At 59.2% G+C, this 16,538-nt stretch carries 14 protein-coding genes; 11 read left to right on the top strand and 3 right to left on the bottom strand.

Features of this window, described 5'->3' with window-relative positions; translation table 11 throughout:
• Nucleotides 1-181 precede the first annotated feature (181 nt).
• From flgB to BFL40_RS06655, 5 genes are all read left to right on the top strand, one after another.
• On the top strand, nucleotides 182-589 hold the full coding sequence (gene flgB / locus BFL40_RS06675; RefSeq protein WP_003175633.1) for a flagellar basal body rod protein FlgB: 408 nt from the start codon (nucleotides 182-184) through the stop codon (nucleotides 587-589).
• Between the two features lie 3 nt (nucleotides 590-592).
• The gene (gene flgC / locus BFL40_RS06670) at nucleotides 593-1,036 is read left to right on the top strand and encodes a flagellar basal body rod protein FlgC (protein WP_071483200.1); all 444 of its coding nucleotides are present in this window, start codon (nucleotides 593-595) and stop codon (nucleotides 1,034-1,036) included.
• Nucleotides 1,037-1,052: 16 nt separating this feature from the next.
• Nucleotides 1,053-1,775, top strand: a complete 723-nt coding sequence (gene flgD, locus BFL40_RS06665; protein WP_071483199.1) for a flagellar hook assembly protein FlgD — start codon at nucleotides 1,053-1,055, stop codon at nucleotides 1,773-1,775.
• 31 nt (nucleotides 1,776-1,806) lie between these two features.
• Entirely contained in the window at nucleotides 1,807-3,117 is a 1,311-nt protein-coding gene (flgE, locus tag BFL40_RS06660; protein WP_071483198.1) for a flagellar hook protein FlgE, read from the top strand.
• A 198-nt stretch (nucleotides 3,118-3,315) separates the two neighbouring features.
• Nucleotides 3,316-4,395 carry a hypothetical protein gene (locus BFL40_RS06655; RefSeq protein ID WP_174555572.1) on the top strand — a complete coding sequence of 360 codons (1,080 nt, stop codon included), beginning with the start codon at nucleotides 3,316-3,318 and terminating at the stop codon, nucleotides 4,393-4,395.
• Between the two features lie 69 nt (nucleotides 4,396-4,464).
• Here the strand turns inward: BFL40_RS06655 and BFL40_RS06650 are convergent, their stop codons facing one another.
• Nucleotides 4,465-7,362, bottom strand: coding sequence for a ribonucleoside-diphosphate reductase subunit alpha (locus tag BFL40_RS06650; RefSeq protein ID WP_071483197.1), 2,898 nt, complete (start codon nucleotides 7,360-7,362; stop codon nucleotides 4,465-4,467).
• A gap of 742 nt (nucleotides 7,363-8,104) precedes the next feature.
• On the opposite strand from BFL40_RS06650, the gene BFL40_RS06645 reads away from it, so the two are divergent.
• Complete coding sequence (locus BFL40_RS06645) at nucleotides 8,105-8,830, top strand: response regulator (RefSeq protein ID WP_071483196.1); 726 nt, start codon at nucleotides 8,105-8,107, stop codon at nucleotides 8,828-8,830.
• Nucleotides 8,827-10,437, top strand: coding sequence for an ATP-binding protein (locus tag BFL40_RS06640; protein ID WP_071483195.1), 1,611 nt, complete (start codon nucleotides 8,827-8,829; stop codon nucleotides 10,435-10,437). Before BFL40_RS06645 ends, BFL40_RS06640 begins: the two co-directional genes overlap by 4 nt.
• A 133-nt stretch (nucleotides 10,438-10,570) precedes the next feature.
• On the opposite strand, the gene BFL40_RS06635 is transcribed toward BFL40_RS06640, so the two are convergent.
• On the bottom strand, nucleotides 10,571-11,287 hold the full coding sequence (locus BFL40_RS06635; protein ID WP_071483194.1) for a 4'-phosphopantetheinyl transferase family protein: 717 nt from the start codon (nucleotides 11,285-11,287) through the stop codon (nucleotides 10,571-10,573).
• Nucleotides 11,288-11,423: 136 nt separating this feature from the next.
• Between BFL40_RS06635 and BFL40_RS06630 the strand changes: the two genes are divergently transcribed.
• The 3 genes from BFL40_RS06630 to BFL40_RS06620 are packed head-to-tail and all read left to right on the top strand — an operon-like array spanning nucleotide 11,424 to nucleotide 13,771.
• Nucleotides 11,424-11,732 carry a hypothetical protein gene (locus BFL40_RS06630; RefSeq protein WP_071483193.1) on the top strand — a complete coding sequence of 103 codons (309 nt, stop codon included), beginning with the start codon at nucleotides 11,424-11,426 and terminating at the stop codon, nucleotides 11,730-11,732.
• Nucleotides 11,733-11,750: 18 nt separating this feature from the next.
• Nucleotides 11,751-12,428 carry a response regulator transcription factor gene (locus BFL40_RS06625; protein WP_071483192.1) on the top strand — a complete coding sequence of 226 codons (678 nt, stop codon included), beginning with the start codon at nucleotides 11,751-11,753 and terminating at the stop codon, nucleotides 12,426-12,428.
• Nucleotides 12,425-13,771, top strand: a complete 1,347-nt coding sequence (locus BFL40_RS06620; RefSeq protein ID WP_071483191.1) for an ATP-binding protein — start codon at nucleotides 12,425-12,427, stop codon at nucleotides 13,769-13,771. The genes BFL40_RS06625 and BFL40_RS06620 overlap by 4 nt, the downstream gene beginning before the upstream one ends.
• Before the next feature lie 95 nt (nucleotides 13,772-13,866).
• Here BFL40_RS06620 and BFL40_RS06615 read toward each other — a convergent pair whose 3' ends face one another.
• Nucleotides 13,867-14,865: an AraC family transcriptional regulator gene (locus tag BFL40_RS06615; protein ID WP_071483190.1), complete on the bottom strand. Its 999-nt coding sequence runs from the start codon at nucleotides 14,863-14,865 to the stop codon at nucleotides 13,867-13,869.
• Between the two features lie 339 nt (nucleotides 14,866-15,204).
• Between BFL40_RS06615 and BFL40_RS06610 the strand changes: the two genes are divergently transcribed.
• Complete coding sequence (locus BFL40_RS06610; protein ID WP_071483189.1) at nucleotides 15,205-16,536, top strand: dicarboxylate/amino acid:cation symporter; 1,332 nt, start codon at nucleotides 15,205-15,207, stop codon at nucleotides 16,534-16,536.
• Nucleotides 16,537-16,538: the final 2 nt, after the last annotated feature.

The following is a 16,538-nucleotide window of genomic DNA, read 5'->3' as shown; positions in this document are numbered from 1 at the left end:
TGATTAAAGCGGCAATTGCCATTGCCGCTTTACTGACGCCACGCGGAAACCGGTTGCCGCTTTTCCGGCATTGCCGCCGGCAACCTCCCCGCAAGCCCTTGAGATACGGGGCTCGGGAAAGCTGGCATGCGCCTTGCTATGACCTTGTTACGAAAAGCAGGTCAGCCTAAAGGTTTCCGCCATGAGCATCAGCTTCGATAAAGCGCTCGGTATTCACGAACAAGCTCTGGGCTTCCGCGCCCAGCGTGCTGAAGTTCTGGCCAACAACATTGCCAACGCCGATACCCCGAACTACAAGGCTCGGGACCTGGACTTCTCCGCCGTGCTCGCCGCACAGCAGGACAAGACCAAGAACGGCACCTTCGCCTTGAATATGACCAACAGCCGTCATATCGAAGCGCAAGGCCTGAGCAGTGGTGACGAGTCGCTGCTGTATCGCACGCCGATGCAGCCGTCGATCGACCAGAACACCGTCGACGCCCAGTTGGAGCAATCGGCCTATGCCGAGAACTCGGTGAACTTCCAGGCCAGCTTCACCCTGCTCAACAGCAAATTCAAAGGGCTGATGTCAGCCCTGCGTGGAGAGTAAGCCATGTCCTTAGCCAGTGTTTTCAATATTGCCGGCAGCGGCATGAGCGCCCAGACCACGCGCCTGAACACCGTCGCCAGTAACATCGCCAACGCCGAGACCGTGTCTTCGAGCATCGACCAGACCTACCGCGTCCGCCACCCGGTGTTCGCCACCATGTTCCAGGGTGGCCAGAGCGGCGGCAGCGATTCGCTGTTCCAGAACCAGGATGCTGCAGGCCAAGGCGTGCAAGTACTCGGTGTGGTTGAAGACCAGAGCAATCTGGAAGCCCGATACGAGCCTAACCACCCAGCGGCGAACGAAAAAGGCTACGTGTACTACCCGAACGTCAATGTGGTCGAGGAAATGGCAGACATGATCTCCGCCAGCCGCTCGTTCCAGACCAACGCGGAAATGATGAATACCGCCAAAACCATGATGCAGAAGGTCCTGACCCTGGGTCAGTGATAAGGGGCGCCAAATAATGGCCATTGTTGATACCACGTCTACTAACACGGCGGTTCAGAACCTTTTCAATTCGAAGGTCAGCACCGCAACGAACAATGTCGCGAGCGTTTCCAAGGCAGCAACGGGCAACCAGTCGCTGGGCAAGGACGCGTTCCTGCAATTGCTGGTTACCCAGTTGAAAAACCAGAACCCGCTGTCGCCTCAAGACAACGGCGCGTTCGTGGCACAACTGGCGCAGTTCAGCAGCCTGGAAGGCATCAACACCCTGAACGACTCGGTGAATAACATCTCCAGCAACTTCAGCTCTTCGCAAGCGCTGCAAGCGTCGTCACTGGTTGGGCGTTCGATCATCACCCAGACCGACAAGGCCATGGTCGATACCAGCAAGAGCATGACCGGCTCGGTGGCGGTAACGGCGGCAACGGGCAACGTTTCCGTGAAGATCACCGACAAAGACGGCAACGTGGTTCGCACCATAGACATGGGCGCCCAGAGCGCCGGTGATTCCAGCTTTATCTGGGATGGCAAGAACGACAAGGGCGAGGTCGCGGCTGCCGGGACTTACACCTTTGCCGCCACCACCAAGAATGACGCGGGCGCCTCGGTTGCTCTCGCTACGTCGCTGCCCGCGACGGTGACCAGCGTGACGTTGAGCAAGACCGGCGGCGAAATGCTGTTGAACCTTGCGGGCGGCATGGGCAGCGTCAAGCTGTCGCAAATTCAGACTATCGGTACATAGAGCCGGCTAAATACGGCAGAAGGAGAGAAATATGTCTTTTAACATCGGCCTTAGCGGCCTCTATGCGGCCAACAAACAACTGGACGTGACCGGTAACAACATCGCCAACGTCGCGACCACGGGCTTCAAATCGTCCCGTGCCGAATTCTCGGATATCTACGCGGCGTCCAAACTGGGCACCGGCCAGAACAGTATCGGCAACGGTGTGAACCTGGCGGCTGTCTCCCAGCAGTTCACCCAAGGTGATGTGAACAACAGCGGCGGCATCCTGGACATGGCGATCCAGGGTGGTGGCTTCTTCGTGCAAAAGGGCAGTGACGGTTCGCTGGAATACACTCGTAGTGGTGCCTTCCGTGCCGACAAAGACGGTTACATCACCAACAACACCGGTACCTCGCGTCTGCAAGGCTACGCGGCGGACGCCGACGGCAAGATCATCAAGGGCGGCCTGACCGACCTGCAACTGAACCTGTCGAACCTGCCGCCGAAGGCGTCCACCAAGGTGGACTCCACCAGTAACCTGAACTCTTCGGAACTTCCGATCGATCAGACCAAGAAGCCGTTTGATCCGACCGATACCAGCACCTTCACGACGCAGTACAGCACCACGCTGTATGACAGCCAGGGCAACGCCCACCCGATGGTGCAGTACCTGGTGAAAACCGGCGGCAACCAGTGGAATGCCTATTCCCTGATCGACGGTCGCAACCCTGATGGTTCTGCGCCTACCGGTACTCCGTCGACGCCGCCAGTAGCGTCGACCTTGACCTTTGACGGTTCCGGCAAGCTCACCAGTATTGCCGGGGCAGGTGTGACCGGTACTACCCTGACCATTTCCGGGTGGGTGCCTGGTACTGTGACCAACGGCGTCTGGACGAAAAACGGTGCGAATGCCAACCCTACCGGTATCGCGGTCAACATGGGCAACATCACCCAATACAACTCGGCCACCTACCGCAACCCGCCGACCACCGACGGTTACGCCACTGGCCAAATCACTGGCCTGAAAATCGACGGCAGCGGCGTATTGTTCGCGACCTTTAGCAACCAGCAGAGCAAGGCGATCGGCCAGATTTCCCTGGCCAGCTTCAACAACGAGCAGGGCCTGCAGCCAGCTGGCGGCACCACATGGAAGGAAACCTTCGCTTCCGGCCAGCCGGGCTATGACACCCCGCAAGCCGGCACCCTGGGTTCGATCGTGGCCAACTCCCTGGAGAACTCTAACGTCAACCTGACCAACGAGCTGGTGGACCTGATCAAGGCCCAGAGCAACTATCAGGCGAACGCCAAGACCATCTCCACTCAGAGCACCATCATGCAGACCATCATTCAGATGACTTGATGCGGTTGGTCTGACGCGTAAGCGAAACGAAAGCCCCTTGATCGAGGGGCTTTTTTTTGCGTGCTATTTGGTATCACGGACTCTTCCCACCGCGCGCCCATCAAGAGACGACATGCCTTTGTTGGAACCGACTACTTCGTTCTTTCCACACAGCTAGCAAAGCGGTGTTGGGCCTAATTACTACAAGGTGATGTTGGTATGTGGAATTCGTCGATGGCCGGTAACGGGGTCGAGGGTGTGTGTGACGTGGCTGCGGCTTGGGGAGCAGGTCGTTCAGAAAACAAAGTGGATAATGTCGATACCAGCAAGGAGGCGGTCAACACGCTTCTCAAAGCGCTTGATGAAGCCCAGAAAACCTTCAAGAACCAGACCGTTCAGGACCTTCGTGACAAGCTGAATGAAAAGAGAAAGGAGCTGGGAGACGAAAAGTTCAAAGCGATCCTGGAGCAACTGAGGAATGATGCCTCTCAACATTTACTCATGCTGTTGAAGGCGCTGTTTCCGGAACTGTTTGCGAGTGAGCGCTTAGCCACTCCTTCTCCGACACCCATTGGCAACGGCAACGTTAATCAGAGTAATTTTGGCTCCGTAAAGTCCATGACCAATAAACCCTTTACCGAGGGGGCTGGTTACACAGACTACAAGCCGGACAAGAGCAATCCCGGAAGAAAGCCAGGCACGGGCAACGAGGCTGACAATATCTGGGCTGGTTTCAAGCAGGGGCCGGACGGAAATTGCACCACGGTTGCAGTGATAAAGACAGCAATGATGCAGTTTGGCAAAAAACCTACTGACGTATTCAGAGATGTGAAAACGTCAGGCGATGGCTATGACGTGCAGATGCGGGATGGGTTCCAGCTTCACTTGAGCAAAGGTGAATTGGCGCAGGCGGCACAGCAGGCCCGGTTCGAGGGAACTGATCCTGAAATGATGACCAACGCCAATTTCATGTACGCCGCCAGTGCCAAGCGGGCCTATATGGAAGGGAATGAAGGGCGCGGTAACGGTAATGATCACAATGCCCAGAGAAGCTATATGGACGCATTGGTAAGCTTGAACGACGGTGAGCTCCCCGATGAAGTGCTGAATCGCTTGGGGCTCAAAGGTCTGTACAGGCAGTCTTCGAGTGATGAGCTTGCCAGTGGTGCATTGGGCGTTGTCGCTTATGACGGCCACACAATGGCAGTGATCGGAGGGAAGGTAGAGTTATGGGGGGCGCAAGGTGGCCAGCCTAAGGAAGAGGACTGGTACTGGGGAGGGGCATACGCATTTGTCTAGCATGGCCCTGTAGCGAAACAAAAAAGCCCGCTAACCTTTCGGTTAGCGGGCTTTCAGCCATCGCTCAGCTTACTGGCAAGCTTCGCAATCCGGCTCGTCGATCGCGCAGGCCTTAGGCACTGGCGCCGGGCCGGCAGGTGCGGCGAGTACCGAATCATCACCGTGGTTACCGCCGCTGGAAACAGCGTTCAGCTTACCGGTGTTGATGGTCGACTTCTCGGTGCTGGTGGCGGCCAGGGCGCGGAGGTAGTAAGTGGTTTTCAAACCACGGTACCACGCCATGCGGTAGGTCACGTCCAGCTTCTTGCCCGAAGCGCCGGCGATGTACAGGTTCAGGGACTGAGCCTGGTCGATCCACTTCTGACGGCGGCTGGCGGCGTCAACGATCCACTTGGTGTCCACTTCGAAGGCCGTCGCGTAGAGCTCTTTGAGTTCTTGCGGGATGCGCTCGATCTGCTGCACCGAACCGTCGTAGTACTTCAGGTCGTTGATCATGACCGAGTCCCACAGGCCGCGGGCTTTGAGGTCGCGAACCAGGTACGGGTTGATCACGGTGAATTCGCCCGACAGGTTCGATTTCACATACAGGTTCTGGTAGGTCGGTTCGATCGACTGCGACACGCCGGTGATGTTGGCGATGGTGGCGGTCGGTGCGATGGCCATGATGTTGGAGTTACGAATGCCTTTCTGCACACGGGCACGTACCGGCGCCCAGTCCAGGGATTCGTTCAGGTCAACGTCGATGTACTTCTGGCCACGGGCTTCGATCAGGATCTGTTGCGAGTCCAGCGGCAGGATGCCTTTGGACCACAGCGAGCCCTGGAATGTCTCGTAGGCGCCGCGCTCGTCGGCCAGGTCGCAGGAAGCCTGGATCGCGTAGTAGCTGACCGCTTCCATGGACTTGTCGGCGAACTCGACCGCAGCATCCGAACCGTACGGAATGTGCTGCAGGTACAGCGCATCCTGGAAGCCCATGATCCCCAGGCCAACCGGACGGTGCTTGAAGTTGGAGTTCTGCGCCTGTGGTACCGAGTAGTAGTTGATGTCGATAACGTTATCGAGCATGCGAACGGCGGTGTTCACGGTGCGTTCCAGCTTGGCGGTGTCCAGCTTGCCGTTGACGATGTGGTTCGGCAGGTTGATCGAGCCCAGGTTGCAAACGGCGATCTCGTCCTTGTTGGTGTTCAAGGTGATCTCGGTGCACAGGTTCGAGCTGTGGACCACGCCTACGTGCTGCTGTGGGCTGCGCAGGTTGCATGGGTCTTTGAACGTCAGCCATGGGTGGCCGGTTTCGAACAGCATGGAGAGCATTTTGCGCCACAGGTCTTTGGCCTGGATGGTCTTGAACAGCTTGATCTTGCCAGGGTACTGAGCCAGGGCTTCGTAGTACTCGTAACGCTCTTCGAAGGCCTTGCCGGTCAGGTCGTGCAGGTCCGGCACTTCGGATGGCGAGAACAGGGTCCACTGGCCATCGTCGAAGACACGCTTCATGAACAGGTCAGGGATCCAGTTGGCGGTGTTCATGTCGTGGGTACGACGACGATCATCACCGGTGTTCTTGCGCAGCTCGATGAACTCTTCAATGTCCATGTGCCAGGTTTCCAGGTAGGCACACACAGCGCCTTTGCGCTTGCCACCCTGGTTAACGGCTACGGCGGTGTCGTTCACGACTTTCAGGAACGGTACAACGCCCTGGGACTTGCCGTTGGTGCCTTTGATGTACGAACCCAGTGCACGCACTGGCGTCCAGTCGTTGCCCAGGCCGCCGGCGAATTTGGACAACATGGCGTTGTCGTGGATCGCGTGGTAGATGCCCGACAGGTCATCCGGCACGGTGGTCAGGTAGCAGCTGGACAGCTGTGGACGCAGGGTGCCGGCGTTGAACAGCGTCGGGGTCGACGACATGTAGTCGAAGGACGACAGCAGGTTGTAGAACTCGATCGCACGATCTTCTTTCTGCTTCTCTTCGATCGCCAGGCCCATGGCCACGCGCATGAAGAACACTTGCGGCAGTTCGAAGCGGATACCGTCCTTGTGGATGAAGTAACGGTCGTACAGTGTTTGCAGGCCCAGGTAGGTGAACTGCTGGTCGCGCTCGTGGTTGATCGCCTTGCCGAGTTTTTCCAGGTCGAAGGTAGCCAGGACCGGGTTCAGCAATTCGAACTCGATGCCCTTGGCGATGTAGGCAGGCAGAGCCTTGGCGTACAGGTCGACCATTTCGTGGTGGGTCGCGCTTTCGGCGACGCCCAGGAAGCCCAGGCCTTCGGCACGCAGGGTGTCCATCAGCAGGCGCGCGGTCACGAACGAGTAGTTCGGCTCACGTTCAACCAGGGTACGGGCGGTCATCACCAGGGCGGTGTTGACGTCGGTCAGGGCCACGCCGTCGTATAGGTTTTTCAGGGTTTCGCGTTGGATCAGGTCACCGTCGACTTCTTCCAGGCCTTCGCAGGCTTCAGTGACGATGGTGTTCAGGCGGCCCAGGTCCAGCGGTGCAAACGTACCGTCGGCCAGGGTGATGCGTATCGATGGGTGAGCTTGTACGGCAGCTTCTTCAGCTGGGGAACGTACAGCGCGCTCCTTGGAGCGGGCATCACGGTAGATCACGTAGTCGCGGGCCACTTTCTGCTCGCCGGCACGCATCAGGGCCAGTTCGACCTGGTCCTGGATTTCTTCGATGTGGATGGTGCCGCCCGATGGCATGCGACGCTTGAAGGTCGCGGTGACTTGTTCAGTCAGGCGGGCAACTGTGTCGTGGATGCGCGACGAGGCAGCAGCGGTGCCGCCTTCAACTGCAAGAAACGCTTTGGTGATGGCGACGGTGATTTTGTCATCGGTGTAAGGAACGACAGTGCCGTTACGCTTGATCACTCGCAGTTGGCCGGGTGCGGTAGCGGACAGATCCAGATTTGAATCAGCGGCCTGCGGCACGGAGCCTTGCGGGTTCTCGCGAGTTGTGTCGGTTTGCATGGGGGGTTGTCTCCACATTCTATATTTATTTGGGCACCATCACGGTGCCCACCGTTCCGTCCTGAAGCACTTACAGCAGGCCTGGGCCTGGCATAACAACTTCGGGACAGGAGGAAGGGAGCTCATCGCGCCGCTTCCATGCCGAAGTCTTCGGTTCGGAGCTAAAGAGCCCTTCGCCGTATTCCTAGTGGGTGACAGTTGCTCGCGTCAAGCACTGCAACACCCGTACCGTTTTCTGCTCTTGAAGCTGGAAAACGGCTGCCATCCGCGTGCGCGGTTTGGGCTTTCAAAAAAGGCATTAGTTCAACCAAACGGGAGCAAGAAAGCGCTTGAGTTTCTTGTCTGATCTGTGTTTGGTTTTTCGCTTAAAACCCTACATGTAGGGTTTTTTTAGCGCCGAGGTACAAGATAATGCGTTTTGGGGGGCTTAGCAACGCACTACCTGTGGATAACGCTGTGGGTAAAATGTGTATGAAACGTGGAATGCCCGTGTAGGCCGCAGTGCTGCTGGATTACACCGTTTGTCACCGAATAATCCGAGGCAAAAACACCCGGTTGGAATTTTGAGGGCGCGAACCCTATCACAAAAAAACGCGATCACCGAACGGATTTACCGGCTTGTGCTGGAGGCCTGGCCCATGGCTACAATCGGCGCCTGTACACGCAGTGTTATGCCTCCCGAACATGACAAAAAGAACACGGGGGGCGATCTTTCTTCTATATATGGACATCGAGGTCACCTGTGGAACAAGAAGCCTGGCAAATATTGATTGTCGAGGATGACGAGCGATTGGCCGAGTTGACCCGTGATTACCTGGAGAGCAACGGCCTGCGGGTATCGGTGGAAAGCGACGGCGCCTTGGCCGCGGCACGCATCATCGCCGAACAACCGGACCTGGTGATCCTCGACCTGATGCTGCCCGGCCAAGATGGCCTGAGCATCTGCCGCGCAGTGCGCGAGCGCTACGACGGCGTGATTCTGATGCTCACTGCGCGCACCGACGACATGGACCAGGTGCTGGGCCTGGACATGGGCGCCGACGACTACGTGTGCAAACCCGTGCGCCCGCGCTTATTGCTGGCGCGTATCCAGGCTTTGCTGCGGCGCAGCGAACCGGCGGAACCGGCCGCCGTGGAACAGCAGCGCCGCCTGCAATTCGGCCCCTTGGTCGTGGACAACGCCCTGCGCGAAGCCTGGTTGCACGAAGGTGGCATCGAGCTGACCAGTGCCGAGTTCGACCTGCTGTGGCTGTTGGTGGCGAATGCCGGCCGCATCTTGTCCCGCGAAGAAATCTTCATCGCCCTGCGCGGCATCGGTTACGACGGCCAGGACCGCTCCATTGATGTACGCATCTCACGCATTCGCCCGAAAATAGGCGACGACCCGATTCACCCGCGCCTGATCAAGACCATCCGCAGCAAAGGCTACCTGTTCGTCCCCGAAGCCGCTGCCGATATGCCGCTGTGAACTCGATCTTCCTGCGTATCTACGGCGGCATGTGCGCGGCGATTATTTTGGTGGCGTTGCTCGGCGTATTAGCGCTGCACCTGCTCAACGAGGTGCGCAGCGGCCAGTACCGTGAACGCCTGGCCCACGGCACCTTTGCGCTGATGGGCGACAACCTGCAACCCATGAGCCCGATCGAGCGCCAGCGTGCCCTGGCGATTTGGGAACGCTTGTTAGGCATCCCTCTGGAATTGCGCACGCTCACCGATGCCCAATTGGACCTGAGCCAACGTAATCGCCTGCAACGCGGCCAGGTGCTGGTACAGCAGACCGGGCCGCATGCGGCGCGGGTGCTGCGCCTGGTCAGTGAGCAGGAACAGTTGGTACTCACCGGCGAAGTGCAGCAGATCAGCGAACAATTGGCGCGTGCGACTATTTACCTGTTGGCTGACGAGTTGGTGCGTTTTCCGGTGGCCGAGCAGCCACAGCGGCTGGCAGACATAAAAGAAGCCAAGGGTTTTGGTTTTGAGATGCACCTGATGGCGCTCGACCAGGCGGATATGGACGACGACCAGCGCCGCCGGGTATCGGAAGGCGATACGGTGATGGCCTTGGGCAAAGGTGGCGATTCGATCCGCGTATTTGCCGGGATGGTCGGTACACCCTGGGTGCTGGACATCGGCCCGCTGTATCAGATGAATCCTTACCCGCCGCAATGGTTGATCCTGATCGCCTTGATCAGCCTGACCTTGATCGGCTTGATCGTCTATTTGCTGGTGCGCCAGCTTGAGCGGCGTCTCAAAGGGTTGGAGGCAGCGGCCACCCGCATTGCCAAAGGCAGCCTTGAAGTGCGCGTGCCGGCCCGTGGCGCCGACTCTGTAGGGCGCTTGGCGGCGGCCTTCAATGGCATGGCCGAACACTTGCAACAATTGCTGGCGATCCAGCGCGAACTGGTGCGCGCGGTGTCCCACGAACTGCGCACACCGGTGGCGCGCCTGCGCTTTGGTCTGGAGATGATCGGCGACGCTGCCACCCCCGAAGCGCGGCGTAAATACATGGAGGGCATGGACAACGACATCCAGGACCTCGATGGCCTGGTGGACGAAATGCTCACCTACGCACGCCTGGAACAGGGGGCGCCGGAGCTGAATTTCCAGCGCGTTGACCTCAGTGCATTGCTTGATCAGGTGATCGGCGAATTATCGCCACTGCGTCCGCAGGTCAGTGTGACAAGGGGTATCTGCCTGTCCTCGGCGCATTGGGACGACGCTTGGGTCGATGCCGAGCCGCGCTACCTGCACCGTGCGCTGCAAAACCTGGTGAGCAACGCCATGCGCCATGCCCAGGGCCAGGTGTTGATCAGCTACCAAGTCGGCCAAGTGCGTTGCCGCATTGATGTGGAGGACGATGGCCCGGGCGTCCCGGAAAGCGCCTGGGAGCGCATCTTTACGCCGTTCCTGCGCCTGGACGACAGCCGCACACGTGCTTCGGGCGGGCACGGCCTGGGCTTGTCGATTGTGCGGCGGATTATCTATTGGCATGGCGGCCGGGCGTTGATCAGCAAGAGCAACAACCTGGGTGGGGCGTGTTTCAGCCTCAGTTGGCCGCGAGATCAAGACAAACCCTGATGTGTATGTTCCCGTAGCAGCTGTCGAGCGCCAGCGAGGCTGCGTCAGGCGCGACTCGATTTCGCGCCAGACTTGATTCCCGCGGTGCTGCCAACGCAGCCTCGCTGGCGCTCGACAGCTGCTACGGGGAGTATTAGGCGCCGATAGCCACCAGGCTCAACAACTGCCCGTCATGCAGCGCAAACTGCCCATCCAATTCCTTGCCATGGCACCACTCGGCAGACAGGTCCGTCAGCAAGCGCAGCCGTACATGGCCCGATTCGGACCACGCCAACACTTCGGCATGCTCAAAGTAGAAGCGCTTCTGCACAATCGGGTAGAGCGCCTTGAACAGGCTCTCCTTGGCCGAAAACGTCAGCGTCACCAGCAGGGCGACTTGCTCGCGCGGGATAGCGGCCATGCGTTGCAGCTCATCAGCGGTGAGAATTTCCCCGGCCAGGCGTTCCGCCCGCTCCAGCGTCAGCACATTTTCAAGGTCCATCCCCAGCCCGCGCCACTGCGCCTTGTGCCCGACAATGGCCGCCGCATGCCCGGTGCTGTGGGTGATGGACCCGCTGATGTGCTCAGGCCACACCGGCGCACGGTCTTCGCCGATAGCCGGGACGCACTCCAGGTGGTCAAGTTGTTGCAGCGCTGCACGGGCGCACAGGCGGCCGGCGAGAAACTCGGCTTGGCGCTTGGCCACTGAGCGTTGGATGCTGGCCGGTGGCGGCACAGCGCAGCGCTGGAAGTCATCGGCGATTAATAAGGCGGGATCGAACCGAGTGCTGAGAAACACCGTGCCAGGCAAGGGGGCGGGCAACGGCCAATGGGCATCGAGTGGGGTGCAGCAAGCGGGTAATGGCGTCATGTGCGGTATTTTGCCGAGTTGGCGCGCCAGTGGATAGCCCGTAACGGTTCAGGCGAGGTTCAGAGCCTGTTCAGGGGGAGTTCAGGGGCGCCTGCGTAGTCTGGCTTCAACAGCCAAACGCGTAGAGGTAAGCACCATGACTGCGATCAAAAAGCTGATGTTGGCGTTAACCATGCTCAGTGCCACTGCCGGGGTCCAGGCGTCCGACGGTGCATTTGCGGCCTTTGGTAGCGAGAAAACCAAGAAGTCCAGCAACCTGATCCATCGTGTCAGCTTCGAAGACGCGGGCAGCCAGGCCGCGCCGTGGGGCCAGTCCCTGGGGCAAACCGCCCCGCAACCGGGTTACCGCACCGGCTACGAACACCTGACGGGCCAATACAATGGCATTAAACTGCGCCCGCAAGACTTGCAGGGCCGCTATGATATCCCCCTGTCGGACAGTTGAATCGCCTTGGAGAGCCTTATGAAATTGCTGGTGGTGGAAGATGAGGCGCTGTTGCGTCATCACCTGTTGACCCGCCTGACCGACAGCGGGCATGTGGTCGAAGCTGTGGCCAATGCCGAGGAAGCCCTGTACCAGACCGGGCAATTCAACCATGACCTGGCGATCATCGACCTGGGCCTGCCCGGCATGGGCGGCCTGGACCTGATTCGCCAACTGCGCAGCCAGGCCAAGACCTTCCCGATCCTTATTCTCACCGCGCGCGGCAATTGGCAGGACAAGGTCGAAGGCCTGGCCGCCGGCGCCGACGACTACGTGGTCAAGCCGTTCCAGTTCGAAGAACTGGAGGCCCGGATGAACGCTTTACTGCGCCGCTCAAGCGGTTTTACCCAGTCGACCATTGTCGCGGGCCCGTTGCTGCTGGACCTCAATCGCAAGCAAGCGTCCCTGGATGAGCAGCCGTTAGCGCTGACGGCCTATGAGTATCGGATTCTCGAATACCTGATGCGTCACCATCAGCAAGTGGTCGCCAAGGACCGCTTGATGGAGCAGCTCTACCCCGATGACGACGAGCGTGATCCGAACGTGATCGAAGTATTGGTCGGCCGCCTGCGTCGTAAGCTGGAAGGCCCGGCGGGGTTCAAGCCGATCGACACCGTGCGGGGCCTCGGTTACCTGTTCAATGAGCGCTGCCGTTGATTCGCTCGTTACGTGTGCGCTTGATGCTGGCGGCCACCACCCTGGCCGTGTTGTTTATGCTGGGCTTGTTGCCCGCCATGCAAGGTGCGTTCAGCCTGGCGTTGCAGGACTCCATCGAGCAGCGCCTGGCGTCGGATGTCACCACCCTGATTTCCGCCGCGCGGGTCGAAAATAACCGCCTGTTGATGCCGGCGCAGCTGCCGGATGAACGCTTCAACCTCACCGACAGTCGGCTGCTCGGCTATATCTACGACCGTGAAGGCCATCTGGTGTGGCGTTCGCGGGCGACCCAGGAAGAAAACATCAACTACAAGCCGCGCTACGACGGGCGTGGCAACGAGTTTGCGCGGATTCGCGAAGCCAATGGTCAGGAATTTTTCGTGTATGACGTCGAGGTCAAGCTGCTGGGGGGCAAGAGCGCGGCGTTCAGTATCGTCGCCCTGCAACCGGTGCGCGAATACCTGCTGACCCTCGAAGGCCTGCGGGAAAACCTCTACCTGGGGTTTGGTGCGGCTTTGCTCGTATTGCTGACGTTGTTGTGGCTGGGCCTGACCTGGGGCCTGCAAGCCTTGCGGCGCCTGAGCCAGGAACTTGACCAGATCGAAGGCGGCACCCGCGAAAGCCTCACCGAAGAACACCCGCGTGAGCTGCTACGGCTTACCGGCTCTCTCAACCGTTTGCTGCACAGCGAGCGCGAACAACGTACGCGCTACCGCGATTCCCTCGACGATCTGGCCCATAGCCTGAAAACCCCGCTGGCGGTGTTGCAGGGCGTGAGCGAAGACATGGCCCAGCGCCCCGAAGATCGCGATCAGGCGTGGGTGCTGCAATCGCAAATTGAGCGCATGAGCCAGCAGATCAGCTACCAATTGCAGCGCGCGAGCCTGCGTAAAAGCGGCTTGGTGCGCCATCAGGTTCGCCTTGAGCCGGTGCTGCAAAGCCTGTGCGACACGTTGGACAAGGTCTACCGCGATAAACGCGTCACGGTGTCCTTTGAGCTGCCGCCAGAGTGCGATGTGCCCATCGAGAAGGGCGCTTTGCTCGAATTACTTGGCAATCTGTTGGAAAACGCTTATCGCCTGTGCCTGAGCGAGGTGCGCATCAGCCTGGTGGAGAACCTCGAAGGCACCGAACTGTGCATTGAAGATGACGGCCCTGGCGTGCCGCCCGATCAACGTGCGCGGATTCTGCAAAGGGGTGAGCGGCTGGACCGCCAGCATCCGGGGCAGGGGATCGGTTTGGCGGTGGTCAAGGACATCATCGAAAGCTACGGCGCGCGCCTGACCCTGGGTGACTCACCGCTGGGTGGCGCGGCGTTCAAGATTCACTTTCCTGCCCTTTAATCTAGTATCCCGTAGCAGTTGCCCAGTGCCTTGCTCGATGACGGTGGTGCGGTCTACGTAGCCTCGCTCAAGCTCGACAACTGCTACGAGAGTATTTAGTTTTCTTGAGCGCGGTAAGCGCCCGGCGTCAGCCCCGTCCACTTCTTGAACGCCCGATGAAACGCCGACGGTTCGGAAAAACCCAACTGCTCGGCGATCTCCTGCAATGACAAATCCGCCCGCCCCAAGTGGTAGATGGCGATGTCCCGTCGTAACTCATCCTTGAGTGCCTGAAAGCTGGTGCCTTCTTCACGCAAATGCCGGCGCAGGGTTTGCGGGCTGATGTGCAGGTGTTGGGCGACGGCCTCCAGGTCTGGCCAGGGCGTGCGATCGCGGCTCAGCAGGCGGCGTAACTGGCTGCTCAAACTGTCGCCCTCGTCCGGGCGAGACAGCAAATCGGCGGGGGAGCGCTCCAGAAAGTGCTTGAGGGTGCGTTCGTCCTGCAGCAGCGGAAGGCTCAGGTAGCGGCTGGGAAATACCAAGCTACTGTTCGGTGCACCGAATACCTGGGGGCAGGGGAACAGCAGGTCATATTCGCCAGCATGGGCCGGCATCGGGTAGCTGAACGTTGCCTGGTGCAGACGAATACGTTGGCCGATCAACCAACTGCCCAAGCGATGCCAGATGACCAACAGGCACTCACTGAGGAAGTGATCCGGGTCCCACAACTGCGAGTCGTCCAGGCTCAAGCGGGCCATGTCGCCCTCTCTGGTCAGCTGCCAGCGCGGACCCTGGGGGAATAGGCTATAAAATAATAAGCCGCGTTCCAGCGCTTTCTCCAGGGTGCGGCAGTGAATAAGCGCGTGGCACATCATGGCGAAGGTGCCGCGCTTACTTGGGCCTTCGGCAAACCCCAGGTATTCGTCGTCCAGCGCCAGCCAGAGCATTTGCAATAGCCGGGTAAATTGCTCCGGGGCGATGCGGGCGCGGGGTTCGGTCAATAACTCCGGAGTGATGCCCACCTGTAGCAATAGGCCCGAATAGTCGTAACCCGCCCGGCGCGCACCGCCGAGGGCAGCTCGGGCGTAGTGACTGGCGATGGTACGTTCACGCATGTGAGGGCCTCGTCCATGGAGTGGCGGATGTTAGCCATCACTGGCCGGGGCGACAAGGCGGATATCCGCCAAATTGTAGGACGGGATTGGGTGCGTGGGCGGAATTCCGCCATCTGATTCGATGCCATGGAGGGTGACTGAAATCCTCCAGCCCTGATGTCTAAAGGCCTTCAGGGTTTTTCAGGAAAGTGGCACGGCGTTTGCGATAAAGATTACAGCGCAGGCCTGCTTTCAAGGATCTCGCAAACAACAAATCCCTCCAGTGCAGGAGGGTTCGCAATTCAAGTGTCGTGGGCAATGGCGGATCTTTGCCACACGGGACGATTGAGGAATTTTGCAATGACGACTCGTCAGCCAATCTACAAATCCCTGTATTTCCAGGTGATCGTTGCAATCGTTATCGGTATTTTGCTCGGTCACTTCTACCCGCAGACCGGTGTGGCCCTCAAGCCACTGGGTGACGGCTTTATCAAGCTGATCAAAATGGTCATCGCCCCGATCATCTTCTGCACCGTTGTCAGCGGCATCGCTGGCATGCAAAGCATGAAATCGGTCGGCAAAACCGGCGGCTACGCGCTGCTGTACTTCGAAATCGTCTCCACCATCGCCCTGCTGATCGGCCTGGTTGTGGTGAACGTTGTGCAACCGGGCGCCGGCATGCACATCGACGTAGCTACCCTGGACGCTTCGAAAGTCGCTGCCTACGTGACCGCCGGTGCAGACCAGAGCATCGTTGGCTTCCTGCTTAACGTGATCCCGAACACCATCGTCGGCGCATTCGCCAACGGCGACATCCTGCAAGTACTGATGTTCTCGGTGATCTTCGGCTTCGCCCTGCATCGCCTGGGTGCCTACGGCAAGCCGGTGCTGGACTTCATCGATCGTTTCGCCCACGTGATGTTCAACATCATCAACATGATCATGAAGCTCGCGCCAATCGGTGCCCTGGGCGCCATGGCGTTCACCATTGGTGCCTACGGTGTAGGTTCCCTGGTGCAACTGGGCCAGTTGATGATCTGCTTCTACATCACCTGCATCCTGTTCGTGGTCGTGGTGCTGGGCGCCATCTGTCGCGCGCACGGTTTCAGCGTGCTGAAGCTGGTTCGCTACATCCGTGAAGAGCTGTTGATCGTACTGGGTACTTCCTCCTCCGAATCCGCACTGCCACGCATGCTGATCAAGATGGAGCGTCTGGGCGCGAAGAAATCCGTAGTAGGCCTGGTGATCCCAACCGGCTACTCCTTCAACCTCGACGGTACTTCGATCTACCTGACCATGGCTGCCGTGTTTATCGCCCAGGCGACCGACACCCACATGGACATCACCCACCAGATCACCCTGTTGCTGGTGCTGCTGCTGTCCTCCAAAGGCGCTGCGGGCGTGACCGGTAGTGGTTTCATCGTTCTGGCAGCCACCCTGTCGGCTGTTGGTCACCTGCCGGTTGCCGGCCTGGCACTGATCCTGGGTATCGACCGCTTCATGTCCGAAGCCCGCGCACTGACCAACCTGGTAGGTAACGCAGTTGCCACCATCGTTGTGGCCAAGTGGGTCAAGGAATTGGACACCGACAAGCTGCAAAGCGAGCTGGCGTCCGGCGGTACCGGTATCTCCGACACCCGTCAGGAAGATGACCTGGGCGTGGCCGAAGGCCCTGCACCTGCCATCAAGTAATA

The organism is Pseudomonas costantinii, from assembly GCF_001870435.1.
Classification (GTDB): Bacteria; Pseudomonadota; Gammaproteobacteria; order Pseudomonadales; family Pseudomonadaceae; genus Aquipseudomonas; species Aquipseudomonas costantinii.
This window is presented reverse-complemented; position numbering and strand designations above follow the sequence as displayed.

Coding starts and splice junctions, on each gene's coding strand:
- flgB (WP_003175633.1), top strand. CDS start 182: ATGAGCATCAGCTTCGATAAAGCGCTCGGTATTCACGAACAAGCTCTG.
- flgC (WP_071483200.1), top strand. CDS start 593: ATGTCCTTAGCCAGTGTTTTCAATATTGCCGGCAGCGGCATGAGCGCC.
- flgD (WP_071483199.1), top strand. CDS start 1,053: ATGGCCATTGTTGATACCACGTCTACTAACACGGCGGTTCAGAACCTT.
- flgE (WP_071483198.1), top strand. CDS start 1,807: ATGTCTTTTAACATCGGCCTTAGCGGCCTCTATGCGGCCAACAAACAA.
- BFL40_RS06655 (WP_174555572.1), top strand. CDS start 3,316: ATGTGGAATTCGTCGATGGCCGGTAACGGGGTCGAGGGTGTGTGTGAC.
- BFL40_RS06650 (WP_071483197.1), bottom strand. CDS start 7,362: ATGCAAACCGACACAACTCGCGAGAACCCGCAAGGCTCCGTGCCGCAG.
- BFL40_RS06635 (WP_071483194.1), bottom strand. CDS start 11,287: ATGACGCCATTACCCGCTTGCTGCACCCCACTCGATGCCCATTGGCCG.
- BFL40_RS06630 (WP_071483193.1), top strand. CDS start 11,424: ATGACTGCGATCAAAAAGCTGATGTTGGCGTTAACCATGCTCAGTGCC.
- BFL40_RS06625 (WP_071483192.1), top strand. CDS start 11,751: ATGAAATTGCTGGTGGTGGAAGATGAGGCGCTGTTGCGTCATCACCTG.
- BFL40_RS06615 (WP_071483190.1), bottom strand. CDS start 14,865: ATGCGTGAACGTACCATCGCCAGTCACTACGCCCGAGCTGCCCTCGGC.
- BFL40_RS06610 (WP_071483189.1), top strand. CDS start 15,205: ATGACGACTCGTCAGCCAATCTACAAATCCCTGTATTTCCAGGTGATC.